Genomic DNA, 25,257 nt, shown 5'->3' on the forward strand with positions numbered 1-25,257 from the left:
TGCCTTCCGCCGTCCACGGGCCGGTCGCCCGGCGTCCGGCAATGCCTTCCGGCGGCTACGGACCGCTGTCGGGCACCTGTCGATGCCTCCCTTGAGTCGTCTACGGGCCGGACGCCGGGCGCCTGCCGACGCCGCACGGCGTCCGCGGGCCGCTGCCGAGCCTCTGTCGATGCCCTTCCGCGCCGCCACGGGCCCGCCCTCCGGTCCCCACCACGGCTGGTGCCCGGCGTCGCTGCCCAGCCACCGGACACCTGCCCCCACCCGCACCGTCGCCACCGTAAAATCCGCACGTCAGCGCCACCGCACAGCCACCGGAGGACGCCCTCATGGCCGAACACCCCGCCTACCCCGTAGGTCTCCGCCTCTCCGGCCGCCGCGTGGTCGTCCTGGGCGGCGGCACCGTGGCCCAGCGCCGCCTGCCCGCCCTGATCGCGGCCGGCGCGGACATCACCGTCGTATCCCCGCAGGCCACTCCCTCGGTCGAGGCGATGGCCGAGGCGGGGGAGATCACCTGGGAGCGGCGGGCCTACGCCGAGGGCGACCTCGCCGAGGCCTGGTACGCCCTCATCGCCACCAGCGACCCCGACGCCAACACCCGCGCCTCTGCCGAGGCGGAGCGGCACCGCGTCTGGTGCGTCCGCTCCGACGACGCGGACCAGGCCACGGCCTGGACCCCGGCGACCGGCCACAGCGAGGGCGTGACCGTCGCCGTGCTGACCACCCACGCGCGGGGCCGCGACCCCCGCCACACCGCCGCCATCCGGGACGCGGTCGTGGCGGGCCTGCGCGACGGCACCCTCGTCGCCCCGCACCACCGCACCCGCACCGCCGGAGTGGCCCTGGTCGGCGGCGGCCCCGGCGACCCCGACCTGATCACCGTCCGCGGCCGGCGTCTGCTCGCCGAGGCGGACGTCGTCATCGCCGACCGGCTGGGCCCGCGCGATCTGCTGGCTGAGCTGCCGCCGCACGTCGAGGTGATCGACGCGGCCAAGATCCCCTACGGCCGTTACATGGCCCAGGAGGCCATCAACAACGCGCTGATCGAGCACGCCAAGCAGGGCAAGGCGGTGGTCCGGCTCAAGGGCGGCGACCCGTTCGTCTTCGGCCGCGGCATGGAGGAGGTCCAGGCGCTCGCCGAGGCCGGCATCCCGTGCACGGTGGTTCCCGGCATCTCCAGCTCCATCTCGGTCCCGGGCGCGGCCGGCATCCCGGTCACGCACCGGGGGGTCGCCCATGAGTTCACCGTGGTCAGCGGCCATGTGGCGCCCGACGACGAGCGGTCCCTGGTCGACTGGCCCTCGCTGGCCAAGCTCACCGGCACCCTGGTGATCCTGATGGGTGTCGACAAGATCGGGAAGATCGCCGAGACGCTCGTCGCCCACGGCAAGCCGCCGACGACGCCGGTGGCCCTGGTCCAGGAGGGCACGACGGCCGCCCAGCGCCGGGTGGACGCCACCCTGGCCACGGTCGCGGAGACGGTACGGTCTCAGGAGGTGAAGCCCCCGGCGGTCATCGTCGTGGGCGAGGTCGTACGGGTCGGCCCCGAGCCGGCCGCCTGATCACACCCAGGGGGACCCCACCGGGCCCCCTCCGGGACACCCTCGGGCCACCCCGAGTAACCCCGGGTAACACAACCCTTACCCAGCCGTTGGCAGCACACCCAGGACAAGGCAGTATCACCCTGTGGCCGATCTCATCACCGTCGAGGACCCCGACGACCCGCGCCTGACCGACTACACGGGCCTGACCGACGTGGAGCTGCGCCGCCGGCGGGAGCCCGCGGAGGGCCTGTTCATCGCCGAGGGCGAGAAGGTTATCCGCAGGGCCAAGGAAGCGGGCTACGAGATGCGGTCCATGCTGCTCTCGGCCAAGTGGATCGACGTCATGCGCGACGTCATCGACGAACTCCCGGCCCCGGTGTACGCCGTGAGCCCGGAACTCGCCGAGCGGGTCACCGGCTACCACGTGCACCGCGGCGCCCTCGCGTCCATGCAGCGCAAGCCGTTGCCGACGGCCGGCGAACTGCTCCGCACCGCCCGCCGCGTGGTGATCATGGAGTCGGTGAACGACCACACCAACATCGGCGCGATCTTCCGCTCGGCAGCGGCCCTCGGCATGGACGCGGTGCTGCTGTCGCCCGACTGCGCCGACCCGCTGTACCGGCGGAGCGTCAAGGTCTCCATGGGCGCGGTGTTCTCCGTGCCGTACGCCCGCCTGGAGACCTGGCCGAAGGGGCTGGAGTCGGTCCGCGAGGCCGGTTTCAAGCTGCTCGCGCTCACCCCGGACGAGAAGGCCAGCAGCCTGGACGAGGCAGCGCCGCACCGCATGGACCGGGTGGCGCTCATGCTCGGCGCGGAGGGCGACGGCCTGTCCACGCAGGCCCTGGTCGCCGCAGACGAATGGGTCCGCATCCCGATGTCCCACGGCGTCGACTCCCTCAACGTGGGCGCGGCGGCAGCGGTGGCGTTCTACGCGGTGGCGACGGGCCGGCCGAAGGCCTGACCGTAGGGGCGGGCACGCGATGCCCGCCCTCGGCACCCGGTCACCGCCCCTCGGAGCCCGACGCACGGAGCCGCCCGCCGGTGCCCGCCTCACCCCCGCTGCCCGCCCCGGTGCTCAGCGCCCGCGCTTCCCCGAAGCCGTCAGCTTCCGCTGCCGTCGACCGGCGTCCGAGCCGACGGGTCCCACGTCGGCCTGCCGTCACCCGACGGCCCCGTGACGCTGTGGTGTGCCGGAGCGCTTGGCCGAGCGTGCCGCTCCCACCGGACCCCGCCGTCGCCGTCCAGCCCGCGCGCCGGACCCTGGCAGCCCTGGGCCACCGCGATGCCGAGCGCCACCAGCAGCGTCACCACCACGAACACGAACAGTCGCTGCCGCAGCAGCCGCGGATTGGCGGGCCGCAGACCGGTCCCCGTCGGGCGCCGCCCGGAGCCGCCGCGCGGAACCGGACGGCCGCCACCGGAGCGCGGGCCGCCGCGTGGCGCCGGGGTGGGGCGTACCGTACCCGGCCGGGCGGACGCGGTCCCGCCGCGGCCCCGCGAGGGCGCCCCCTCACGGGACGGCGCGTCGCCGCGCGCGGAGACGCCGCCCCGGGACGGCATCCCGCCCCGCGCGGAGACGCCCGGGCGCGGCGGCGTGCCGGAGGAGCTTCGCCGCTGGGCGCGCTGCGGCTCGGGGTAGGTGTCGGCGAGCCGCCCGGTGGGCCGGTCGGCCTCGGCGGCCCGCGGGTGCGGCGGCCGTACGTCGTTGAGCCCCTGCGCCTCCCGGGCGGCGATCTCCTTCAGCCGCAGCGACAGCTGGAGCGTGCTGGGCCGCTCCTCGGGGTCCTTCGCCAAGCAGGCCCGGATCAGCGGGGCCAGCGCGTCCGGCACGCCGGCCAGCTGCGGCTCCTCGTGCACCACCCGGTACAGCATCACCTCGGAACTGCCGTGCCCGAAGGGCGAGTCACCGGTCGAGGCGTACGCCAGCGTGGCGCCGAGCGAGAAGACGTCGGTGGCCGGGGTGACCGCCGCGCCGCGCACCTGCTCGGGGGCGAGGAAGCCGGGGGAGCCGACCGCGGTGCCGACGTGGGTGAGCGTGGAGGCGCCGGTGGCCCAGGCGATGCCGAAGTCGATGATCCGCGGCCCCTTGGGGGACAGCAGGATGTTGGAGGGCTTCAGGTCCCGGTGGACGACACCGGCCTCGTGCACGGCGACCAGCCCCTCGGACAGGGCCGCGCCGATCGCCGCCGTGTCCGCCGCGCCGAGCGCCCCCTCCTCGGCGACCTTGTCGTGCAGGGAGGGGCCGGGCACGTACTGCGTGGCGAACCAGGGCCGCTCGGCCTCCAGATCGGCGGCGACCAGCCGGGCCGTGCAGCCGCCGCGGATCCGCCGGGCGGCGGACACCTCGCGCGCGAACCGCGACCGGAACTCCTGGTCCTCCGCCAGGTCCGGCCGGATCACCTTCAGCGCGACCCGCTGCCCCTTCTTGTCGGAGCCGAGGTACACCACGCCCATTCCGCCCGCGCCGAGCCGTCGGTGAAGCCTGAACGAGCCGACGACGCGCGGGTCCTCGCGCCTCAGGCGCATCATCGCCATGTTCATCCCCGCTGCCCGGTCCCTGTGACGTGGCACAGCTTACGTTTCCACGGCCGCCCGCGCGCATAGGCCGCGCCCTCTCGGCGGGACGGATTGCGCGGGCCGTCCGGGGGAGGTGAAACCCGGTCAGCAGGCCACGCGGCAGCGCGACTTCGCACCGGACGGGCGCTCAACCCGCCTGCCGCTCCGGGAGGTTGAGCCCGCGCGGAGCCGGGGCACCCAGGGCGGCACCCGGGCCGGCCGCCGGTCGCGGGCCGTCCGCGGGCGGGGCCGGGCCCCGGACCGGGAGCCACCTCCGGTACCCCTTCCGGCACCGGTCCGAGTGAGCGAAGTCACTCCACCCGGTGAGCGGGACGCTTCCGAAATGACCGGACAGAGCGGACGACCCCTCCGGGAAGTCCCCGATGCCCGGGCCCGCGTCTCCACCCAGGGGAGTACTCCGTGGCCGGGGGCTCATCCTCCCGGAGGCCCGGCAATCGGTACGAGGGCATGACGTCAGTCCCGGGCGGTCCGCCTAGATTTGAGGTCGAGCGGCGGGTGCGGTACTCGGTCCCGAGGCCGGACATCCGCCGCCGCGGCAGACAACCGAACAGTAAGGAGAGGGACCATGGCCCACACGGCACCGCGACGCCCGGCGTTCGCCTCCCGCCGCACGGGCCGTCGCCACCCGTTGGTGGCGACGCTCATGGCCCTTCCCCTCGCGGCCCTGCTCCTGCTCGTCTTCGACGGCTGGGAGACGGTGGCCACACAAGCGTCGTCCGTGGGTGCGATGCTGGGGCGCTGAGCGGCGACCCCAGGCCCGGAAGAGCGGTCCGGGCGGGGACATCGATCCATGAAACCCCGTGGGGACGGGGGTACGGCGGACGGCAGAATGCCGGCGCAGCTGGGGAGCTGCGCCGGCATCGGCCGTTTCCCGCCGTGGTGCCCCGTAGGGGGGCGCGCTCCCCCTCCGGGCCCTCAGGGGCCGCGGGCGAGCGGTCCTCCCCGTGACCGGCCCCAGTACCCTCGGCCGGACATCCCCCTTCCCCGAGGCAACGGTGACCGCAGACACAGCCACCAGCACAGACACCCCCGCCGACCCCCTCATATCCGCCCTGACCGCCCGGGCCAGGGCGGCGGCCCACGGCAGCCCGGCCCCCTGCCCGTGCGCCACCACCTCCCTCGCCGTCCGCCCCGACGCCACCGTCGTCCGCCACGCCGGCGCCGTGGCCAAGGCCCACGCCCCGGACAGCGACCCGGCCGCCCTGACCCTCCGGGTCGCCACGGCCGCCCGTCTCCCGGACGTGCTGCTGCCGCCCATCACCCCCGCCCCGGCCCCGCTGCGCGACCCGCACGGCCGTCTGGTCACCCTCTGGCCGTACGGCGCCCCCGTGGACCGGGACGACCCCGACGCGGCCCCCTGGGAGGCCGTGGCCACCCTCCTGGCCCGGCTGCACCGCACCCCCGTCCCCGCCGGCCTCCCCCCGATGCGCGGCCCCGCCAAAGCCGCCCGCGCCCTCGACCGGCTCCACGCGGCCCTGCGCGCCACGCCCCACGGGCCCGCCCGCTCCGCCGCCCGCCCGGTGCTCGCCGCCTGGGCCGCGCTGCCCGCCTGGGCCGGGGCCGGAGCCCCGATGCCCGGCCCGGCGGCCCTCTGCCACGGCGACCTGCACCTCGGCCAGCTCGTCCGGCACCCCGTGCCGGACGGCCCGTGGCGGCTCATAGACGTGGACGACCTCGGCGCGGGCGTCCCCGCCTGGGACCTCGCCCGCCCCGCCGCCTGGTACGCCTGCGGACTCCTCCCGCCCGACGAGTGGACCCGCTTCCTGACCGCCTACCGGCGGGCCGGCGGCCCGGCCGTGCCCGCGGACGGCGACCCCTGGCCCGCCCTGGACGTCCCGGCCCGCGCGCTCACCGTGCAGACGGCCGCCCTGGCGATCAGCAAGGCGCTCGCCGCCGCCCGCCCGCTGGACGAGGTGGAGCAGGCCCTGGCCGACGCCTGTGCGCGCATGCCGTCCGCCCCCGCGCACCCTCCCCGCCGGGCACCCGGAATCCCGGGCTAGGCTGCAACCGCCCGGGGCCGGACGGAGTCTGTCCCCGGGGAAGCACCAAGCAGTACCGACCGGCGAGGAGTTGAGCCGAGCATGCAGTGTCCGAAGTGCCATGCGCCGATGCACACCTACAACCGCAACGGCGTCCAGATCGAGCAGTGCGGCGGCTGTCGCGGCATCTTCCTCGACTACGGCGAGCTGGAGGCGCTGACCCGTCTGGAGGCCCAGTGGTCCCAGCCGGCCCCGCCCCCGCCGCCCGCCCCGCAGGCATACCCCCCGGCGGCCCCGCCCGCGCCCGCCTGGGGCGCCCCGCACGGCGGTCACCACGGCGACCACGGTCACTACGGCCACCACCGCCACAAGAGCTTCGGCCACATGCTGTTCTCCAGCTGAGCACGAAGAAGCCCCCGGCCGTACGAGACGGCCGGGGGCTCTTGCTGTGTGGACGATACTGGGATTGAACCAGTGACCTCTTCCGTGTCAGGGAAGCGCTCTCCCGCTGAGCTAATCGTCCGCGGACCGTGACCTAAGGGGCACGGGCAGTGCGCGATACTGGGATTGAACCAGTGACCTCTTCCGTGTCAGGGAAGCGCTCTCCCGCTGAGCTAATCGCGCGGGGGACCTTCGAGAAGATCCGGGATCCGAAGATCCAGTGGACGATACTGGGATTGAACCAGTGACCTCTTCCGTGTCAGGGAAGCGCTCTCCCGCTGAGCTAATCGTCCTTGGAGGTGGAGACGGGATTTGAACCCGTGTAGACGGCTTTGCAGGCCGTTGCCTCGCCTCTCGGCCACTCCACCAGGAGTGTAGGGGATCGGGATGACCCCTTCTTCCTTCGAGCGGACGACGAGGCTCGAACTCGCGACCTCAACCTTGGCAAGGTTGCGCTCTACCAACTGAGCTACGTCCGCTTGTCGTTTCGGTCCGCTTCCGCGTCCCGGCGACGTGTTGAACTCTAGCGGATTCCTGGGCCAGCACAAAAACGCGTTTGCGCAGCGTGCTGCGGTGCGCCCCGCGTACCCCGTGGTCAGCGCCCCCCGCGGGACATCCCGAGGTCACCCGGCGGACACCCGACCTAGACTCGACCACGTGCTCCACGACCCCTGCGGACTCCCTCCCCTGGCCCGTTTCGGCGACCGTGTCGCCACGGGTCTGCTCGACGTCACCAGCGACCCGGCCGCCCTGGACTCCACCGGCTTCTGGGCCGTCTGCGCGGACTACGAGGGCCGGCTGACCTGCGCCCGCTTCGCGGACGTACGCGAGGAGCCGGTGCCCGCGCCGCGCCCCGGCCGGTGGCGGGGCCCGGAGCCGGGACAGTGGACCTCCTCCCTGGACCGCGCCGCGTACACGGCGGCCGTCCAGCGCATCCGCGAGCACATCGCGGCCGGCGAGGTCTACCAGGCCAACCTCTGCCGCGTGCTCAGCGCGCCCGCCGTCCCCGGCGCCGACGTGGACGCCCTGACCGCCGTACTGGCCCGCGGCAACCCGGCGCCGTACGCCGGAACGATCCGCCTGCCGGAGCACGGCGTGGAGATCGCCACCGCCTCTCCCGAGCTGTTCCTGCGCCGGGACGGCCGGACCGTCGAGTCGGGTCCCATCAAGGGCACCGGGCGCACCGAGGCGGACCTCCTGGAGAAGGACTACGCCGAGAACGTGATGATCGTGGACCTGGTCCGCAACGACATCGGGCGGGTCTGCGAGACCGGCAGCGTGACCGTCCCCGACCTGTGCGCGGTCGAGAAGCACCCCGGCCTCGTCCACCTCGTCTCCACCGTGCGCGGCGAGCTGCGCCCGGACGCCGGCTGGCCCGAGCTGCTGGCCGCGGCCTTCCCGCCCGGCTCGGTCACCGGTGCCCCCAAGTCGAGCGCCATGAGGATCATCGAGGAGCTGGAGACGGCACCGCGCGGCCCCTACTGCGGCGGTATCGGCTGGGTGGACGCCGACCGGGGCACCGGCGAGCTGGCCGTGGGCATACGCACCTTCTGGATCGACCGCGCCGACGGCACCCTGCGCTTCGGCGCGGGCGCCGGCATCACCTGGGGGTCCGACCCGGAGGGGGAGTGGCGGGAGACCGAGCTGAAGGCGGCCCGGCTGCTCGCGGTGGCGTCGGGCGCGTACGAGGAGACCGAGGAGGCCCTCGGATGAGGATCTGGCTGGACGGCGGCCTGCGCGAGGCGGAAGCCGCCCGGGTCTCCGTCCTCGATCGCGGTCTGACCGTCGGCGACGGCGTCTTCGAGACCGTGAAGACGGTCCACGGCCGCCCCTTCGCGCTCACCCGGCACCTCGACCGGCTGACCCGCTCGGCCCGCGTCCTCGGCCTGCCCGACCCCGACCACGACGAGATCCGCCGCGCCTGTACGGCCGTACTGGAGGCCAACCCGGTGCCGCTCGGCCGGCTGCGGATCACCTGCACCGGCGGCCCCGGCCCGCTCGGCCCCGGCCGCGGCGAGCACGGCCCGACCCTGGTGGTCGCCGTCGCCGGGGCCACCCGCCGCCCCGACTCCACCGCGGCGGTCACCGTTCCGTGGACCCGCAACGAGCGCGGCGCCCTCGCCGGCGTGAAGAGCACGTCGTACGCCGAGAACCTCGTCGCCCTGGAGCGCGCCCGCCGACTCGGCGCCTCCGAGGCGCTGTTCGGCAACACGGCCGGACTCCTCTGCGAGGGCACCGCGACGAACGTCTTCGTCGTCCTGGACGGCGAGATCCACACCCCGCCGGTCGCCTCCGGCTGTCTGCCCGGCATCACCCGCGCCCTGGTCATCGAGTGGACGGGTGCCCGGGAGACGGACCTGCCGCTGGACGTCCTCGACCGCGCCGACGAGGTCTTCCTCACCTCCTCCCTGCGGGACGTACAGGCTTTGCACCGCGTCGACGACCGTGAACTTCCCGGCGCCGAGGGGCCGTTGACCACCGAGGTGATGCGCGTCTTCGACGAGCGGTCCGGGAGGCACCTGGACCCCTGAGCCGACGGCCGGACCGGCGACGGCGATGCGGCCCACCGGTAGCGGGGCCCGGGGACGGGCCCGGAGGCGGGGGCCGGGGGCGGGCCCGAAAACGGGCTGACTCGGCCGGCCGGCGCGGGTAGAACCTCTGTAATGACGACGACCCTGCGGCCGGCCGAGCCGCTCCGGCAGAACCCCGACGGGACCCGCTCACGCCGCTACGCGGTGTGCGTGAACAGCCGTCCCGTCGGCGAGATCCACCTCGGCACCTCCCCGTCCCTCGGCGACTCCGTGGCCCGCGTCATCGACCTGCGGATCGCCGAGCCCGACCGGCGGCGCGGGCGGGCCACCGTGGCGGCGCTGGCCGCGGAGGAGGTGGCCCGCGGCTGGGGCTGCGCGCAGTTGGAGGCCGCGGTGCCCGGCGCGGCGGACGCCGCCCTCGGCCTGTTCCGCGCCCTCGGTTACACCGTGCGCAACCGCGGCATGGAGAAACGCCTGGGCGGCACCCCGCCCGCCCTGCCCGCGGGCAGCCGTGCGCGACCCATGACGGGGGAGGAGTTCGACGCCTGGCTGGAGGCGGAGCGCGAGCAGTTCGCGCGTACGTGGATCGAGCGCGGCATCCCGGAGGCCGCCGCCCGCGCCAAGTCCCGGGACGACCACGCACGGCTGCTGCCGCACGGCTCGGCGACGGAGGGCATGCTCTTCAGCGTGCTGGAGCACGAGGACAGCCCGGTGGGCACCCTGTGGGTGGCACTCCAGGAGGGCAAGGCGTTCGTGTTCGACGTGCAGGCGTACCCGGCCCACCGGGGCCGGGGGCACGGCCGTACGCTCATGCTCCTGGCGGAACACCAGGCGACCGGCTCCGGCCGCCAGGTCCTGGGCCTCAACGTCTTCGCGGGCAACACTCCGGCCGAGGCCCTGTACACGTCACTCGGCTACGAAACGGTGACGTACTTCTTGAGCAAGCCCCTGCTGTAGCCGCCGCGGCTGCTCCCGGGCCCGGTCGCACCTGGTGCGGTACTCGGGTCCGGCCGGTGTTCGGTTCCGTACCGGCGGGCGCTCAGCCCTGTTCCGGGGCGCGGTCGGCCAGCAGGCGGTCCGCGATCTGCTCGATGCGCGCACGCAGGCCCTCCTGGCTCTTGCCGCCGTCGAGACGCTCGCCCTCGATGACGTACGTCGGCGTGCCGGTCACACCGATGGCCTTGCCCTCGGCCTGGTCGGCGTCCACGGCCAGGATGTGCCGGCCGTCGATCAGCGCGGTGTCGAATTCCTCCGCGTCCAGCCCGAGTTCCCGCGCCACCTCGACCAGGAAGGGTTCCCCCTGACGGTCCAGCTCCGCCACCCGCTCCAGCACGGCCTCCGCGTACGCCCAGCCCTTGCCCTGCTCCAGCGCCTCCTCGGCGGCCTGCGCGGCGGCGAAGGAGTGCTTGTGCTTCTCCAGCGGGAAGTGCCGCAGCCGCAGCTCCAGCCGGTCGCCGTAGCGGGCACGCAGGGCGCGTACGTCGTCCAGGGCCGTACGGCAGTCGGGGCACTGCAGCTCGCACCAGACGTCGAGGACGAGGGGGGCGGTGCGGGCGGGGGAGGAGTCGCTCATGGCCACCAGTCTTCCAGGCCGGGCCCGGGCGGCCCAACCGGACCTCGCTGTGCGAGCGGGTCGAGCGCCGGGAGGGGCGGGGGAGGCGGGGACGTGCCGGGACGTGCCGGGACTCCAGTAGGAGAGAACCCGGAGATGTCCCTGATGTCCGGCTGGACCATGGCCTCGCGGGGATCCGGCGGTGCACGATGGAAGCGACGCACCGAGCCCGCCAGGAGGACCAGATGATCGCCGAGACAGTCTGCTCCGCCGTTTCCGCGGCGGGCCTGGGTATCGCGGTGGTCACGGCCTACCGCAGACGCTTCCTGGCGGCGGCCCGCATCGCGGCCTACTCGCTGGTCCCGGTCGGCCTGGTACTGACCGGGGTCGTCGGCTGGCTCGCCGACACCGCGCTGAGCCCCACCGCCTGGGCCGGCTTCGGAGTGCTCGGCGCGGCCTGGCTCCTGTTCACCGGCACCCGGGCCGTGGAGCGCCGGCGCGGAACGACCGGCGACGGGCGCAAGGCGGCGAGACGGGCGCGGCGCGAGGCGGTGGCTCCCACGGCCACGGCGCCGCCCCTCGGCGGGACGACGGCCGGTCCCTCGGCCCGCCCTTCCACCGCGCGGTCCGCCCCCCGGCCCGGCGACGCGTCGGAGGACTTCAGCGACATCGAGGCCATCCTCAAGAAGCACGGCATATGACAGTCACATGACTGGCCGAAGGGACACAGAGTGTCCCCGGGCGGCCGGAATCGTTCACCAGCCGGACGAGTCCTCACGGTATTCGGCGAACTCCCGCAAGATCTCCGAGCGCTGATCGCGGCCGGGCACCGGGTACGCCATGATCTGCGGCGAGATGCTGGACACTACACAGAGCGAGGCCGCGCCGCCCAAGGACGAGCCTCGCGGGTGCCTCTTCGCCCTTTCCCAGCCACCGCTGATGATCTTCCTGGCGGTGATCGGGTGTCTGCTGCTCACGGCTGCGCTGCACGACCTGCTGCTGCTGTGAGCCGTACACGTCCGTCCCGGCGCCACCCGCCGGGACCGACGTCGCATCGGGGCACCGTCCCGGGCATGCACATGGCCGGCCGGCCCCATCCGCCCCGCTCAGCCCGCCGCTTCCTTGCGCCGGGCCCGGTAGGCGGCGACATGCAGCCGGTTCCCGCAGGTACGGCTGTCGCAGTAGCGGCGCGAGCGATTGCGGGAGAGATCCACGAAGGCGCGCCGGCAGTCCGGTGCCTCGCAGCGCCGCAGCCGCTCCTGCTCTCCGGCCACCACGAAGAAGGCCAGCGCCATCCCGCAGTCGGCGGCGAGATGGTCGGCCACGGAGGCACCCGGAGCGAAGTAGTGCATGTGCCAGTCGTAGCCGTCGTGGTCGGTCAGCCGGGGGGTGGTGCCGGCGGCGGCGACCAGCTCGTTGATCAGCACGGCCGCCGACCGGGCGTCCGGCGCCGCGAAGACCGCCGCGAAGCGCCCCCGGAGCCTGCGCACCGCGGAGAGATCCAGCTCCGACAGCACGCCGACATCGCTGATTTTGTGGCTTCGCACGAAATCCGTGAGTGCCTGGACATCGGGCAGACCGTCCGCCGCCGCATCGTCCTCGGGCGCGGAGTTCACCAGATCCACCACGGTGTCGAGGGCACACCGGGTGTCGTGGGTGATCAGCACGTTTCGCTCCCTGGCCTGGGGGTCGGGCGGGCGCCCGCCGATGCTGGCCGATGGTAGCGACTCCCGCGCCGACCGCACCCCTGCTTCCCCGACCCCGCTTGCCGTGAGAACGCCCCCGCCCCGCACGGGGTTCCCGCCGCACCGGCCCGGCCGCGCGGCGGCCCACGGCCCGGGCCGGCCGAACGGGATGACGGCCGACCGCGCCGTACGGGGCGCTGACCCGGGCGCCGTCCACGCACACCGTCCGTCCGCTCGCGGTCCGCGGCCTGCGGCGGCAGACCGACGCCGCCCGTGAACGCTCACGGGGCGGCGTCGGTCCGTTGCCGTATGCGGTTGTCTTGGCCCGAGCCGTCTCCCCGAGTGGACGGCGCCGGGCTGCTCGGAGGGGCCGCGGCCTAGCTCTCCGCCAGGATGTGCGAGAGCTCTTGATCGAGGTCGAAGTGCCGGTGCTCCGTGCCGGGCGGCACGGCGGCGTCGGTTCGCTTCAGGAAGGACTCCAGGGCCCGCGCGGGGGCCTCGAGCAGCGCCTCTCCCTCCGGGGAGCTGAGGGCGATGCACACGACGCCCTGACCATGGCTGCGGGACGGCCAGACGCGGACGTCGCCGGTGCCGGTGGGCCGGTGCAGGCCCTCGGCGAGGAGGTCACGGGCGAACACCCACTCGACGGTCTCCTCGGCTCCGGTGTGGAAGGTGGCGTGCACGGCGTAGGGGTCGGCCGTGTCGTACCGCAGGCCTGCGGGGACAGGCAGGGAGGACTCGCTCGACACAACGAGGCGCAGGTGCAGCTCGCAGCTGACCGTGGTGTTCATAAGCGCCAGGGCCTTTCGCTCAGTGTGCGCTCGGGGATTCGCACGTCGGCGAAATCGACATGCCACCTACGGTGCCGTTGTAAACCCCTCTGAGGGTTTTGGGTGTGTTTACGTAACTCTTCCGGCCGAGAACTCGTACCGGATCTACGACCATCCCGGTGACTGGTTTCACTCGGGTAGGGTTTGTCTATATGAATACGGGGAGTGACGAACCGGGCGAGGTCGCCGTGGCATCCAACAAAGCCAACACGGACCGGCAGGAGACCGCCGAAGGAGCCGGCAGCGGGCTGGGCTCGCGGGCGCCGGAATTCATCAAGGCCCGCCGGCTCCTGCATCTGAGCTGGCAGGTCGGGGTCTTCGTGGTCGGCCTCGCGGTGGTCGTCGCGGGCATCATCATGCTGCCGCTGCCCGGGCCCGGCTGGGTCGTGATCTTCGGCGGCATGGCGATCTGGGCGACCGAGTTCGTCTGGGCCCAGCTCGTGCTGCGCTGGACCAAACGCAAGGTCACCGAGGCGGCCCAACGGGCCCTCGACCCCAAGGTGCGCCGCCGCAACATCGCCCTCACCGTGATCGGTCTGGTGATCATCGGCGTGCTCGCCGGGATCTACCTGTGGAAGTTCGGCGTCGTCATGCCCTGGAAGATCAAGGACCAGTGACGCGGCACCGGGGGTCGGCGGCGTCCGCCGCCCGGCCTCTGGTCGGAAGCACCCCCTGACATGGGGTAATGTTCTTCCTGCGCCCGGGCGATTAGCTCAGTGGGAGAGCGCTTCGTTCACACCGAAGAGGTCACTGGTTCGAACCCAGTATCGCCCACCCGGACCGACGGCCCATCTGCGACGAGCAGATGGGCCGTCGGCGTATCCGCACCGGCGCGGGCGTACGGCGGTGGGAGGGCGCGGCGGGCGGTCGGGTGCCGGGCGGGTGGCTCGCCGGAAGGCAGCCGGCCTCTTCGGGCCCCCTCGCGGGCTCAGGGCCCTATGAGGCCGGCTTGGTCGGGCCTTTGCGGGCTCAGAGCCCCTGGGGCTGCCTGGCCGGGCTTCCTGGGCGTTCCCGCCCCGTCTCCGCCCCCGTGACGGCCTCGGGCATCCTTCACCTCCGCAGGCGCCCTCTTCCGTGTACCGCCCCCCTGAGCCCATGCCCTACCGAGCCCTCTGGCGCCTTGGGCCTCCAAGCCCCCTGCCCCGCGCGGGGCCCGGCTCGACCCACCGAAGGCGGTAGCAGCCCTTGCGGCTGCGGCGTACCGACGTACGCCCTGTGCACCGGCGTACAGGGACGGCTCGGGATGCCTCCTGCACCGGGCATGCGGCCGAGCGTCGGCTCACGGACGGTGACCGGCTCGGACGCGCGGGCGTGGTCAGGGGGACACCCGCCGTGGTCGGTCTCCGCTCCACCGTCGAGCGGGCGTGTTTTGCCGAACCGGCAACAACCCTCGTTCCGGCCCGGCCACCCGCCGGATGATCGTGCTCAGGGCCCCGGGCAAGAGCCACCCACCGTCGCCGACACCCGCCCGCGCGTACCCACGCCTCCGGCGCCCCCGGAGCCGTTCCGACCGGCGCTGTCGTGGCCCGCACACCCGACACCGACCGGCCATCGGCGCGCCGACCGACCCGACCCGCTCCCGGCGCGTGCGACCGCTCCGCGTAAGCACCCAGAACCCCCCCCAGGACCACTCCCGACCCGCCCATCCAGCTCCCGCGACCCACAGGAGATCCCGTGCCACCCACCGCCGGCTCCACCCCCGCCGCCTCCACCGGCTCTTCCTCCGCCGCGCCCTCCTCCGCCCCCACCCACCGTCTTCTCCCTTCCCCGGCCGGGCGTATCCACCTGGTCGAGCAGGGCAGCGGGCCCTTGGTGCTGCTTCTGCACGGTTTCCCGGAGTCCTGGTACGCCTGGCGGCACCAGTTGGCGGCGCTCGCCTCGGCCGGGTACCGCGCGGTGGCGATCGACGTGCGGGGGTACGGCCGTTCCTCCGGGCCGGAGGCCGTGGAGGCGTACCGGATGCTCGACCTGGTCGCGGACAACGTCGCCGTGGTGGAGGGGCTGGGCGAGCGTTCCGCCGTGGTCGTCGGGCACGACTGGGGCGCGACGATCGCCGCCATGTCCACGCTGACCAGGCCGGACGTCTTCCGGGCCGTGGGGCTGCTCGGGGTGCCGTACACCCCGCCCGGCGGCCCCCGCCCCAGCGAGGTCTTCGCCCGCATGGGCGGAGCCGGCGCGGGGGACGAGCCCGGCGCCGACTCCCGTTCCCGCCCCGAGGAGTTCTACGTCTCCTACTTCCAGCAGCCCGGCCGGGCCGAAGCCGAGATCGAGCCCGATGTGCGCGGCTGGCTCGCGGGCTTCTACGCGGCCCTGTCCGCCGGCACCATGCCCGCCCCCGGCGCCCCCGACCCGCACTTCACCGGGGCCGGCGGGACGCTGCGCGAGCGTTTTCCCACCGGTGTGCTGCCGAACTGGCTGGGGGAGGGGGACCTCGACGTCTTCGCCGGTGAGTTCGAGCGGACGGGGATGACCGGGGCCCTGAACCGGTACCGGAACATGGACCGGGACTGGGCCGACTTGGCCGAGTGGGCGGGGCGGCCGATCACGCGGCCCTCGCTGTTCATCGGAGGTGAACGGGACGCCTCCCTCGCCTGGCTGGCCGACGCGGTCGAGGCGTACCCCGAGACGCTGCCCGGCCTTCTCGGTTCGCACATCCTGGACGGTTGCGGGCACTTCGTCCAGCAGGAGCGTCCGGAGGAGACGAATCGGATCCTGCTCGACTGGCTGGCCGCGCTGCCCGCCTGATTCCCCGTCCGGCTCGTTCGGCCCGTCGGCCGCGCTTCCCTCACCAGTGGGAACGGCCGACGGGCCGGTCCGTTTCCGGCGGTGGGGTCAGATGCCGGGCCGGTCGGCCGGTCCGGGCGCCCGCGAGAAAATCCTGTCCGGGTCATTGACGCACCCCGGGCCCCTTCGTACCTTGTGCCAGCAAGCGCTTACTTGAAACGATTCATGCGCGTGGCGGAGATGCTGCGGGGAGGCCCGACTGTGGGAACCAGGAATCTTGACAGGCGTACGATCCTGAAGGCGGCCGGGGCGTCGGCGGCCACGCTCGGGCTCGCCGCGACCACCGGCTGCGGCGGCGGAAGCGGCTCCGGGGACGGCACGGTGACGATCCGTTACTCCTGGTGGGGTGCCGAGGAGCGGGCCAAGAAGATCAACCAGTCCATCGCCCTCTTCGAGCGGAAATACCCCAAGATCAAGGTCAAAACAGATTTCCAGACGTACGACTCGTTCTGGGAGAAGTTCCAGACCCAGGCCGCCGGCGGAAACCCCCCGGACGTTTTCCAAAATGCCGTCACTTTCCTCAGGAAGTACGACAAGCGCGGAATTCTCCTCGATCTCAAGCCTCAGGTCGATGCCGGGAATCTGAGCCTGGATCACTTCCGCGCGGGCGTCACGAAGGTCGGCGAGGTCGACGGCAAGCAGCTCGGAGTTCCGGTCGGCTCCAACACCATGTCACTCGTCATCGACAAGAAGGTCTTCCGGAAGGCGGGCGTCGAACCCCGGCCGGGCTGGACCTGGGACGAGTACTTCAAGGCCCTGAAGACCATCCGCGACAAGACGCGGGTCCCCGGGGACACCGGCTACTTCACCATCATGTACCTGTACGACCTCTACCTGCGCCAGAACGGCAAGGCGTTCTTCAGCGACGACGGACTCGGCTTCGACCAGGCCGACCTGACGGAGTGGTGGACGGACGGCCTGGGCCGGGTCAGGGCCGGTGTGGTCACCGACCCCAAGGTCGTCCAGCAGGACAAGCCCAAGTCCTCCCTCTCCGCCGGTCACGGCGCCTCGGAGTTCACCTGGGACAACTTCACCGTCCGCTACTCGGCCGAGGGCGACAGCGAGTACGGCCTCGCGCCCATCCCCACCATGGACGGCAAGCACACCGGCCAGTACCTCGCCTCCCTGATGCTCAGCGCCTCCGCCCGCACCTCGCACCCCGAGGAGGTCGCGCGGTTCATCGACTTCATGGTCCACGACCCCCAAGTCGGCAAGATCATGGGCTACGACCGCGGCATCCTCACCAGCACCGAGCAGTTCGCGGCCTACCAGCCGGCCGACGCGGTCAACAAGGAGATCGCGCAGTACGAGGAGGACACCGCCAAGGCCGGCGTCCTCGGCGCGATCACCCCGCACCCTTCCGGCGCCGACACCATCGAGTCCGCCTTCCTGCGCATCGGCGGCGACCTCGGACAGGGCAAGTCCAAGGTCTCCGACGCGGTGAAGCAGTTCTTCACCGAGGCCGAAGCCGCCTTCCAGGCCTGATGGGAAACGCCGTGACGCTCGTCAAGGACTCCGTGCCCGCGACCCGCGGCGCGCGCCGGGCCGCCACCGCGAGGACGGGGCGGCCGGGCCGGCGGCGGGAGAACCTCGCCGGCTATCTGTTCATGTCCCCGTGGCTCGCCGGGTTCCTGCTGCTGACCGCGGGCCCGATGATCGCCTCCCTCTACTTCGCGTTCACCGACTACAACCTCTTCACCAGCCCCAAGTGGGTCGGTCTCGACAACTTCACCAAGATGTTCGACGACCCGCGCTGGCAGAAGTCGGTGGAGGTGACGGCCAAGTACGTCGTCATCGGCACCCCGCTCAAGCTGCTGCTCGCCCTGGGCGTCGCCCTGCTCCTCGCGCAGAGCCGCCGCGGCCAGGCCTTCTACCGGGCCGCCTTCTACGCCCCCTCGCTCATCGGCGCGAGCGTCTCGGTCGGCTTCGTCTGGCGCTCGCTGTTCTCCGACGGCGCCGTCGTGGACCGCACGCAGACCTTCCTCGGCTTCCACGTCGGCGGCTGGGTCGGCAACGCCGACTGGGTGATGTACTCCCTGGTCGCGCTGACCGTCTGGCAGTTCGGGGCGCCCATGGTCATCTTCCTGGCCGGGCTCAAGCAGGTGCCCAGGGAACTGTACGAGGCGGCCGAGATGGACGGCGCCGGGCCCTTGCGCAGGTTCTGGAACATCACCCTGCCGATGATCTCCCCCGTGCTGTTCTTCAACGTGCTGCTGGAGACCATCCACTCGTTCCAGATCTTCGGCTCGGCCTACGTCGTCTCCAACACCGCCTGCGGACCGGCCGACGCCACGCTCGTCTACACCTGCTACCTCTACCAGCAGGGCTTCAAGAACGCCCAGATGGGCTTCGCCTCCGCCATGGCCTGGATGCTGCTGCTCGCCGTGGCCCTGGTGACGGCCGTCCTCTTCTGGTCCCAGAAGAAGTGGGTGCACTACGAGGAGGACGCCCGATGAGCGCCACCATGACCAAGGCCCCGGTGCGCGCGGCCGGCACCCGGACCCCGGGCCCCGGCCGACGGCGGGCCGGCTCCCTCGCCTGGCACCTCGGTGCCCTGCTGATCCTGGCCGTCATTCTCTACCCGGTCGTCTGGGTGATCGGCGCCTCGTTCAAGCCCAGCAAGGACATCATCAACAGCCTCACGCTGTTCCCGTCCCACCCCATCCTGTCCAATTTCAAGGGCCTCGCCGACGGCATAGCGGACATCAGGATCTGGACGTTCTTCCAGAACTCCCTGCTCTACGCGGGCGGCGCGGTCGTCGGCGTCCTGGTCTCCTGCTCGCTGACCGCCTACGCCTTCGCGCGCGTCAAGTTCGCCGGGCGCAACCTGCTGTTCTCCCTCATGATCGGCACGCTCCTGCTGCCGTACCACGTGCTGCTGATCCCGCAGTACGTGATGTTCCAGAAGCTGGAGCTGGTCAACACCTACGTCCCGCTGCTGATCGGCAAGTACCTCGCCACCGAGGCCTTCTTCGTCTTCCTCATGGTGCAGTTCATGCGGAACCTGCCCCGGGAACTGGACGAGGCCGCCCGCCTCGACGGCTGCGGGCACCTGCGCACCTACTGGTCGATCGTGCTGCCGCTGTGCCGGCCCGCGCTCATCACCAGCGCGATCTTCACCTTCATCAACGCCTGGAACGACTTCATGGGCCCGCTGATCTACCTCAACGAGCCCGGCAAGTACACCGTCTCCCTGGGCCTGATGATGTTCCGCGACTCCGACGGCGTCGCCGCCAACTACGGCGGCATGATCGCCATGTCACTGGTCGCGCTGTTGCCGGTGCTGCTGTTCTTCCTCGCCTTCCAGCGCTATCTGATCGACGGCATGGCGACCTCCGGACTGAAGGGCTGAACCATGTCCCAAGCTCGGGTGCGGCCGCGCCGGGAGTCCGGTTTCGCGGAGCGCTACGGCGTCTTCGCCGAGTCCCTGCTGACCGGGGTGTGGATCGCGGTGGCCTGCCTCGGTGTGGTCACCTACCCGGCCGCGTTCGCCGCCGGGGCCCGGCACCTGCGCCGGCGTACCGCCCACCAGGGCGGCGGATGGCGGGAGTTCACCACCGACTTCCGCCGTGCGCTGCGCGGGGGATGGGCCGTCGGCGCCGTCGGCTGGGTCGCCGCGGCGGTCGCCTGGCTGGACGTCCGGGCCGTACGCGCCGGGCTGCCCGGCGGCCCCCTGGTCGGGGCCGTGGGACTGCTCGCGCTGCTCGGGCTCGCGGTGGCCGGGCTGCGGGCGGCGGCGGTGTGGGCGCCGGGGGAGCGCTGGCGGACCCTGCTCGCCGACGCCGGGCGGCGTACCGTACGGGATCCCGCGGGCTCCTTCCTGCTGGTCGCCGGAGCCGCCCTGACCTGCTGTTCCGCCCTGCTCATCGCCCCGCTGGCGGTCCCCGTGCTGGGAGCCGTGGCCGCGGCGGCCGTCGCCGTCGAGGAACGCCACCGCCGCCGCTGAGTCCGGCCACCGCCGAGTCCGGCCACCGCCGAGTCCGGCCACCGCCGAGCCCGGCCACCGCCGAGCCCGGCCACCGCCGAGCCCGGCCACCGCCGAGCCCGGCCGCCGTCGGGACCGACGGTGCCCCGTCCGGCGCCGGACGGGCCGGGAAGCGGCGGCCCGCGGAGTGCGGCGCCACCGGGCGACCGGCAACGCCGGAGATTCGGTAGCCGCCGGAACTCGCGGCATCCGATGACGGATGCCCCCTGGAATTCGCGTCCGCCGAGGACTGGCGCCCTGGGACCCGCGGCCCGGACCCCGGCTTCGCCGAACGGGCGGTCTGGGGGAGCCGGGCGCCGCTGAACGGGCGGTCCCCGGAGCCGGGCGCCGCCGGACCGCCGCCCCTCTCGCGACCCGCGCCCCGAGCCTCGTAACCACCGCCACCGCTGTCATGCCCCTGACCACAGCGCCTCAACGGAAGGAAAGGTCATGTCCCCCATACCCCGCAGGTCCCTCCTCAAGGCCGCCGCCGTCGCCGGAGCGGCCGCCCAGTTCAGCTGGGCCCTCGGCGCCCGGGACGCCGGGGCCGCGCCCGCTGCCGCCGCCGACGGTGCCGACCCGGTGACCCTGGACTGGCTGGAGGACGGCGGCCTCGGCGCCGCGCCCGGGACCACCGTCGGCGTGCCCTGGCCGATGGGCGCCCACCAGCCGGACCAGTCCTTCGCGGTCACCGACGCCGACGGCGGGCCCGTCCCCGTGCAGACCTGGCCGCTCGCCTACTGGCCCGACGGCTCCCTGAAATGGACCGCCCACGCCGTCGGCACCGGCACCGGCAGGCTCACGCTCACCACGGGCACCCCCGCCGAGCCCGCGCGGAAGGTCACCGTCGACAGCGGCGGCGGCACCATCGACGTCTCCACCGGCGTCATCACCGCGAAGATCGGCAAGAACGGCTCCACGCTCATCAAGTCCGTCACCCGCGGCTCCACCGAGATCGCCCGGAACGGCCGGCTCGTCCTCCTCCGCCAGCCCGAGATCGAGGACGAGGACCAGGGCACGGTCAGGACCGAACGCTTCGACGGCGCCGTCTCCGCCGTCACCGTGGAACAGGACGGACCGGTCCGGGCCGTCGTCCGCGTCGACGGCAGACACCGCAAGGGGGGCCGGGAATGGCTGCCGTTCTCCCTCCGCCTGTACTTCTACGCCGGCTCCGACTCCTTCCGCATGGTGCACACCCTCACCTACGACGGGAAGCAGGAGCCAGGCAAGGCGAGCGGCGACTTCATCCGCGGCCTCGGCGTCCGCTTCACCGTGCCGATGCGCGACCCGGCCTACGACCGGCACATCCGCATCGGCGGCGAGGGCACCGGACTGCTGCGCGAGGCCGTCCAGGGCATCACCGGACTGCGCCGCGACCCCGGCGCCGCCGTCCAGGCCGCCCAGTACGAGGGGAAGAGGCTCCCCGACCCCGCCACCTGGGACCAGCGGGTCACCACCCGCCTGCGGTACATCCCGCACTGGGGCGACTACACCCTCGCCCAGCTCTCCGCCGACGGCTTCACCGTCCGCAAGCGCACCAAGAAGGGCCACGGCTGGATCACCGCCGGCGGCGGCCGGCGCGCCTCCGGATTCGGCTACGTCGGCGGCGCGAGCGGCGGCCTCTCCTTCGGCCTGCGCGACTTCTGGGAGAAGTTCCCCGCCCAGCTCGACATCCGCGACGCCCACACCGACCAGGCCACCGTCACCCTCTGGCTCTGGTCACCCGAGGCCCAGCCCATGGACCTGCGCTTCTACCACGACGGCATGGGCCAGGACACCTACGCCGAACAGCTCGAGGGCCTCAACATCACCTACGAGGACCACGAGCCCGGCTTCGGCACCCCCTACGGCATCGCCCGTACCTCCGAACTCCTCTTCTGGGCCAACGACTCCACCCCCACCGCCGACACCCTCGCCCGGCAGGCCGAAGCCGTACGCGTCCCGCCGCAGCTCGCCGCCCCGCCCGGGCAGCTCATCAAGGCCGAGGTCTTCGGCCCCGGCCTGTACTCCGAGCCCGACCGCTCCACCCCCGCCAAGGCCAGGATCGAGGACCACCTCGACTTCCTCTTCACCTACTACAAGGACCAGGTGGAGACGCGCCGCTGGTACGGCTTCTGGGACTACGGCGACATCATGCACACCTACGACTCCGCCCGGCACGCATGGCGCTACGACATCGGCGGCTACGCCTGGGACAACTCCGAGCTCTCACCCGACCTGTGGCTCTGGTACGCCTACCTCAGGAGCGGCCGCTCCGACATCTTCCGCTTCGCCGAGGCCATGACCCGGCACACCGGCGAGGTCGACGTCTACCACCTCGGCACCTGGGCGGGCCTCGGCACCCGGCACGGCGTCCAGCACTTCGCCGACAGCGCCAAACAGCAGCGCATCGCCAACACCACCTACCGGCGCTTCTACTACTTCCTCACCGCCGACGAACGCGTCGGCGACCTCATGCACGCCAACGTCGACTCCGACGAGACCTTCCTCGCCCTCGACCCCCAGCGCAAGGTCCGCACCGACCCCTACACCCCCGACCGGCACGCCCTGTCCATCGGCTTCGGCACCGACTGGAGCGGCCTGGTGTCGGCCTGGCTCACCGAGTGGGAACGCAAGGGCCCCAAGTGGGAGAAGGCCAAGGCACGCGTGCTGTCCACGATGGCGGGCATCGCCGCCCAGCCCAACGGTTTCGTCCAGGGCAGCGGACTGTACGACCTCGACACCGGCGAGTTCGCCGTCGCCGACAAGCCGGCCGTCTCCGTCTCCCACCTCTCGGCCGTCTTCGGACTCAACGAACTGTGCGCCGAACTCATCCACCTCGTCGACATGCCGGAGTTCAAGGAGGCATACCTGGACTACTGCCGCTACTTCAACGCCACCAAGGCCGAACAGGCCGCCCGCTACGGCACCCACTTCGGCAGCCTGCTGCTCTTCCAGGGCCACTCGCGCCTCGACGCCTACGCCGCCGTACAGACCGGCGACGCGGCCCTCGCCGAACGCGCCTGGGCCAAGTTCTACGGCTCCGACGGCTACACCGAGTCCTCCCCCTGGAAGACCGAGAAGCTGACCGGACCGGCCGCCCTCGTGGAGAGCGACGAGGCGGCCTGGGTGTCCACCAACGACACCGCCCTCTACGGCCTCGCCGCCATCGAGAACCTCGCCCTGCTCGGCCACAGGATGCCGGGCTAGCCGGAAGGCGGCTGGGGGAGCGCCGCAGCACGGGCGGCGGCGCTCGCCCTCCGAGTGTGACCCGGCCCACGGCGGGGCACATGAGTACGCGTACTCAGATTCCCGCGACCACCCCGGCACACTCGCCCCATGGACCCCCACCACTACCGCTTCCACAGCACCTGGCCCCTGCCCGCACCGCCGGCCGCCGTCTACGCGGTGCTGGAGCGGGCCGACGACTACCCCCGGTGGTGGCCCCAGGTGCGGTCGGCGACCCGCCTGGCCGAGCACACCGGCCTCGTCGTCATCCGCTCCGCGCTGCCCCTCGCCCTCACCGCCACCCTGCGGCAGACCCGCCGCGACCCGGCCGCCGGCGTCATCGAGGCCACCCTCTCCGGAGACCTCCGGGGCTGGGCCCGCTGGACGATCACCGCCGACGGCCCCGGCACCCTCGCCCACTACGAACAGGACGTCCGCGTGGGCCGGCCCCTGCTCAGGCGGCTCGCCCTGCCCGGACGACCCCTCTTCCGCCTCAATCACCGCCTGATGATGCGGGCCGGGCGGCGCGGACTGCTGCGCCGCCTGGACGCGGTTTGAACGAAGGGCGCCCGGACCTGTATTGTTCAGTGCGTTCCCGGGCGATTAGCTCAGCGGGAGAGCGCTTCGTTCACACCGAAGAGGTCACTGGTTCGATCCCAGTATCGCCCACCGGGAAAGGCCGGTCCGCCACAGCGGACCGGCCTTCTTCGTATCTCCTACCGCCCTCCCGCCGGAGCCCGGATCACGCCGCCGCCGGCAGCTCCGGCCGCAGCGGCCACTCCGGGCACACCGTCTCCTCCGAACCACTGCGCGCGAACCACGCCTGCAACCCGCGCGCCTGCGCCGCGTGCCACTCCACCTGGAGCGCGTGCAACTCGGCCGGGGACAGCCGCTCCAGCCGGGTCGCGAAACGCCGCCCCAGCGCCCGTACGACATCCAGCGCGGCCAGCGCGTCCGCCGCCGCGTCATGCGCGCCCCGCAACGTCACGCCGTAGTGCCCGCACAGATCGCCCAGCGTGCGGCGGCCCTTGCGGTACCGGTCCAGCTGCCGGTCGAGCACCCGCGGATCCAGCACCTTCAGCGGCACCGAGTCGAACCAGCGCGCCAGCGACGACGCGCGGTGCCGGCGCAACTCCCGGTCCAGCAGCGTCAGATCGAACGGCGCGTTCATCACCACCAGCGGGCGGCCCAGCGTCGCGTGCTCCGCCAGCTGCTCGGCTATCTCGTACATCACCGGCGCCGGCCAGCGCCCGTTGTGCTGGAGGTGCTCCTCCGTCAGCCCGTGCACCGCCGTCGCCTCCGCCGGCACCGGCACCCCCGGATTCACCAGCCAGCGCGACACCCGGGGCCGGGTCCCCGGCGCGTCCTGGACGACGACGGCGGCCGACACGATCCGGTCGGTCTCCACGTCCACGCCCGTCGTCTCCGTGTCGAAGGCGGCCAGCGGCCCCTCGTACCAGGTCGTCATCCCAACTCCTCGCTCACCCACGGCAGCTGACGTCCCGACTTCTGCCGTTTGGTGATACCCGGCCCGTTTGCGCCGTACGCCGCCCGGAGGCAACAGGAGTACGAGTCCGCGCAGTTCAGCGGCCCACAGCGGCAACACAACGGTCATGGAAGGAACTTGGGCTTGGCCACCCTCGTCACCACCGCCCGCATGGAGACACTCCAGGTCGGCTGTCCGCACGCCGATACCGCCGCGGCCGGCTGCTCACCGACTCGCCCGCAGCCCCGTCTCCGTACCCAAGATCCTGATCGCCCTGGCCGTACCCAGCGACGAGACCCGCTGGTGGCGCGACACCCCCGGCGGCCCCGCCGGTGCTGCCCCCCGGAGCGCCGACGACCGGCCGCGCTCCGCCACCCGGCACCTGCTGCTCGCCGCCGCCCTCGCCACCCACGCCCGGGCCGGCTACCACGGCGCCCGGCGCCGCCGCCCCCTCGCCGTCCGCCTCCACCACGCCCTGCACGCGTCCCGCGAGGCCCGTCCGTGTGCGGGGCCGGCTGGAGCGCCGCGGCGGCTTCCGCGTACTCACCGGCGCCTCCGGTGTCGTCGCCGTACCCGTGGACGACGCCGAACGGGACCGGCTGCTGAGGTCCCTCCAGGAGTACCCCGGCTTCCCCGAGGAGACCGGCGGGGACGGGTGACCGGACGCGGACCGAGGGTGA

24 protein-coding genes and 7 tRNA genes are annotated in these 25,257 nt (G+C 73.0%); 21 read left to right on the forward strand and 10 right to left on the reverse strand.

Annotated features, from left to right (window positions below):
* Positions 1-326 precede the first annotated feature (326 nt).
* The gene (cobA, locus tag ACSURM_RS29675; RefSeq protein WP_189996244.1) at positions 327-1,559 is read left to right on the forward strand and encodes a uroporphyrinogen-III C-methyltransferase; all 1,233 of its coding nucleotides are present in this window, start codon (positions 327-329) and stop codon (positions 1,557-1,559) included.
* Between the two features lie 124 nt (positions 1,560-1,683).
* A complete protein-coding gene (locus ACSURM_RS29680; protein WP_436958856.1) occupies positions 1,684-2,502 on the forward strand; it encodes a TrmH family RNA methyltransferase in 819 nt (272 codons plus the stop codon).
* Between the two features lie 140 nt (positions 2,503-2,642).
* On the opposite strand, the gene ACSURM_RS29685 is transcribed toward ACSURM_RS29680, so the two are convergent.
* The gene (locus tag ACSURM_RS29685; protein ID WP_436958857.1) at positions 2,643-4,082 is read right to left on the reverse strand and encodes a protein kinase domain-containing protein; all 1,440 of its coding nucleotides are present in this window, start codon (positions 4,080-4,082) and stop codon (positions 2,643-2,645) included.
* A gap of 601 nt (positions 4,083-4,683) precedes the next feature.
* Here ACSURM_RS29685 and ACSURM_RS29690 point away from each other — a divergent pair.
* From ACSURM_RS29690 to ACSURM_RS29700, 3 genes are all read left to right on the forward strand, one after another.
* Positions 4,684-4,860 carry a hypothetical protein gene (locus tag ACSURM_RS29690; protein WP_030613749.1) on the forward strand — a complete coding sequence of 59 codons (177 nt, stop codon included), beginning with the start codon at positions 4,684-4,686 and terminating at the stop codon, positions 4,858-4,860.
* 253 nt (positions 4,861-5,113) lie between these two features.
* Positions 5,114-6,118, forward strand: coding sequence for a phosphotransferase (locus ACSURM_RS29695; protein WP_436958858.1), 1,005 nt, complete (start codon positions 5,114-5,116; stop codon positions 6,116-6,118).
* 81 nt (positions 6,119-6,199) lie between these two features.
* The gene (locus ACSURM_RS29700; RefSeq protein ID WP_436958860.1) at positions 6,200-6,499 is read left to right on the forward strand and encodes a zf-TFIIB domain-containing protein; all 300 of its coding nucleotides are present in this window, start codon (positions 6,200-6,202) and stop codon (positions 6,497-6,499) included.
* Between the two features lie 49 nt (positions 6,500-6,548).
* Here the strand turns inward: ACSURM_RS29700 and ACSURM_RS29705 are convergent.
* The 5 genes from ACSURM_RS29705 to ACSURM_RS29725 form a co-directional block, all read right to left on the reverse strand.
* A tRNA-Val gene (locus ACSURM_RS29705) sits at positions 6,549-6,620 on the reverse strand.
* 29 nt (positions 6,621-6,649) lie between these two features.
* A tRNA-Val gene (locus ACSURM_RS29710) sits at positions 6,650-6,721 on the reverse strand.
* 38 nt (positions 6,722-6,759) lie between these two features.
* Positions 6,760-6,831: transfer RNA gene (locus ACSURM_RS29715), tRNA-Val, on the reverse strand.
* A gap of 1 nt (position 6,832) precedes the next feature.
* Positions 6,833-6,906: transfer RNA gene (locus ACSURM_RS29720), tRNA-Cys, on the reverse strand.
* A 38-nt stretch (positions 6,907-6,944) separates the two neighbouring features.
* A tRNA-Gly gene (locus ACSURM_RS29725) sits at positions 6,945-7,017 on the reverse strand.
* Positions 7,018-7,195: 178 nt separating this feature from the next.
* Between ACSURM_RS29725 and ACSURM_RS29730 the strand changes: the two genes are divergently transcribed.
* The 3 genes from ACSURM_RS29730 to ACSURM_RS29740 all read left to right on the forward strand — a co-directional run bounded on the left by ACSURM_RS29730 (position 7,196) and on the right by ACSURM_RS29740 (position 10,026).
* Positions 7,196-8,251, forward strand: coding sequence for a chorismate-binding protein (locus ACSURM_RS29730; RefSeq protein ID WP_436958861.1), 1,056 nt, complete (start codon positions 7,196-7,198; stop codon positions 8,249-8,251).
* A complete protein-coding gene (locus ACSURM_RS29735) occupies positions 8,248-9,069 on the forward strand; it encodes an aminotransferase class IV (RefSeq protein ID WP_436958862.1) in 822 nt (273 codons plus the stop codon). Before ACSURM_RS29730 ends, ACSURM_RS29735 begins: the two co-directional genes overlap by 4 nt.
* A 132-nt stretch (positions 9,070-9,201) precedes the next feature.
* Positions 9,202-10,026 carry an N-acetyltransferase family protein gene (locus tag ACSURM_RS29740; RefSeq protein WP_436958863.1) on the forward strand — a complete coding sequence of 275 codons (825 nt, stop codon included), beginning with the start codon at positions 9,202-9,204 and terminating at the stop codon, positions 10,024-10,026.
* 82 nt (positions 10,027-10,108) lie between these two features.
* On the opposite strand, the gene ACSURM_RS29745 is transcribed toward ACSURM_RS29740, so the two are convergent.
* Positions 10,109-10,642, reverse strand: coding sequence for a DsbA family protein (locus ACSURM_RS29745; RefSeq protein WP_436958864.1), 534 nt, complete (start codon positions 10,640-10,642; stop codon positions 10,109-10,111).
* Between the two features lie 224 nt (positions 10,643-10,866).
* On the opposite strand from ACSURM_RS29745, the gene ACSURM_RS29750 reads away from it, so the two are divergent.
* Together ACSURM_RS29750 and ACSURM_RS29755 are read left to right on the forward strand one after the other, a co-directional pair.
* Positions 10,867-11,322, forward strand: coding sequence for a hypothetical protein (locus ACSURM_RS29750; protein ID WP_436958865.1), 456 nt, complete (start codon positions 10,867-10,869; stop codon positions 11,320-11,322).
* A gap of 154 nt (positions 11,323-11,476) precedes the next feature.
* Complete coding sequence (locus ACSURM_RS29755) at positions 11,477-11,629, forward strand: hypothetical protein (RefSeq protein ID WP_184971216.1); 153 nt, start codon at positions 11,477-11,479, stop codon at positions 11,627-11,629.
* 98 nt (positions 11,630-11,727) lie between these two features.
* On the opposite strand, the gene ACSURM_RS29760 is transcribed toward ACSURM_RS29755, so the two are convergent.
* The gene (locus tag ACSURM_RS29760; RefSeq protein ID WP_436958866.1) at positions 11,728-12,288 is read right to left on the reverse strand and encodes a CGNR zinc finger domain-containing protein; all 561 of its coding nucleotides are present in this window, start codon (positions 12,286-12,288) and stop codon (positions 11,728-11,730) included.
* Between the two features lie 395 nt (positions 12,289-12,683).
* Positions 12,684-13,097: an SsgA family sporulation/cell division regulator gene (locus ACSURM_RS29765; RefSeq protein WP_004002642.1), complete on the reverse strand. Its 414-nt coding sequence runs from the start codon at positions 13,095-13,097 to the stop codon at positions 12,684-12,686.
* Positions 13,098-13,288: 191 nt separating this feature from the next.
* On the opposite strand from ACSURM_RS29765, the gene ACSURM_RS29770 reads away from it, so the two are divergent.
* The 10 genes from ACSURM_RS29770 to ACSURM_RS29815 all read left to right on the forward strand — a co-directional run bounded on the left by ACSURM_RS29770 (position 13,289) and on the right by ACSURM_RS29815 (position 23,760).
* A complete protein-coding gene (locus ACSURM_RS29770; protein ID WP_436958867.1) occupies positions 13,289-13,753 on the forward strand; it encodes a TIGR02611 family protein in 465 nt (154 codons plus the stop codon).
* A gap of 85 nt (positions 13,754-13,838) precedes the next feature.
* A tRNA-Val gene (locus ACSURM_RS29775) sits at positions 13,839-13,910 on the forward strand.
* A 900-nt stretch (positions 13,911-14,810) separates the two neighbouring features.
* Complete coding sequence (locus ACSURM_RS29780; RefSeq protein ID WP_436958868.1) at positions 14,811-15,881, forward strand: alpha/beta fold hydrolase; 1,071 nt, start codon at positions 14,811-14,813, stop codon at positions 15,879-15,881.
* Positions 15,882-16,121: 240 nt separating this feature from the next.
* Positions 16,122-17,405: an ABC transporter substrate-binding protein gene (locus tag ACSURM_RS29785; protein WP_436958869.1), complete on the forward strand. Its 1,284-nt coding sequence runs from the start codon at positions 16,122-16,124 to the stop codon at positions 17,403-17,405.
* A complete protein-coding gene (locus tag ACSURM_RS29790; protein WP_436958870.1) occupies positions 17,405-18,376 on the forward strand; it encodes a carbohydrate ABC transporter permease in 972 nt (323 codons plus the stop codon). Before ACSURM_RS29785 ends, ACSURM_RS29790 begins: the two co-directional genes overlap by 1 nt.
* Entirely contained in the window at positions 18,373-19,272 is a 900-nt protein-coding gene (locus ACSURM_RS29795; RefSeq protein ID WP_436958871.1) for a carbohydrate ABC transporter permease, read from the forward strand. The genes ACSURM_RS29790 and ACSURM_RS29795 overlap by 4 nt, the downstream gene beginning before the upstream one ends.
* A gap of 3 nt (positions 19,273-19,275) precedes the next feature.
* Positions 19,276-19,866 carry a hypothetical protein gene (locus tag ACSURM_RS29800; RefSeq protein WP_436958872.1) on the forward strand — a complete coding sequence of 197 codons (591 nt, stop codon included), beginning with the start codon at positions 19,276-19,278 and terminating at the stop codon, positions 19,864-19,866.
* 468 nt (positions 19,867-20,334) lie between these two features.
* Positions 20,335-23,073, forward strand: coding sequence for a Tat pathway signal sequence domain protein (locus tag ACSURM_RS29805; protein ID WP_436958873.1), 2,739 nt, complete (start codon positions 20,335-20,337; stop codon positions 23,071-23,073).
* 129 nt (positions 23,074-23,202) lie between these two features.
* Complete coding sequence (locus ACSURM_RS29810) at positions 23,203-23,649, forward strand: SRPBCC family protein (protein WP_436958874.1); 447 nt, start codon at positions 23,203-23,205, stop codon at positions 23,647-23,649.
* A gap of 39 nt (positions 23,650-23,688) precedes the next feature.
* Positions 23,689-23,760: transfer RNA gene (locus ACSURM_RS29815), tRNA-Val, on the forward strand.
* A gap of 73 nt (positions 23,761-23,833) precedes the next feature.
* Here ACSURM_RS29815 and ACSURM_RS29820 read toward each other — a convergent pair.
* The gene (locus ACSURM_RS29820) at positions 23,834-24,559 is read right to left on the reverse strand and encodes a 3'-5' exonuclease (protein ID WP_436958875.1); all 726 of its coding nucleotides are present in this window, start codon (positions 24,557-24,559) and stop codon (positions 23,834-23,836) included.
* Between the two features lie 521 nt (positions 24,560-25,080).
* Between ACSURM_RS29820 and ACSURM_RS29825 the strand changes: the two genes are divergently transcribed.
* Positions 25,081-25,236 carry a hypothetical protein gene (locus tag ACSURM_RS29825; protein ID WP_436958876.1) on the forward strand — a complete coding sequence of 52 codons (156 nt, stop codon included), beginning with the start codon at positions 25,081-25,083 and terminating at the stop codon, positions 25,234-25,236.
* Positions 25,237-25,257 lie beyond the last annotated feature (21 nt).

This window comes from Streptomyces sp. SudanB182_2057 (genome assembly GCF_964272715.1).
GTDB classification, from domain to species: domain Bacteria; phylum Actinomycetota; class Actinomycetes; order Streptomycetales; family Streptomycetaceae; genus Streptomyces; species Streptomyces rubradiris.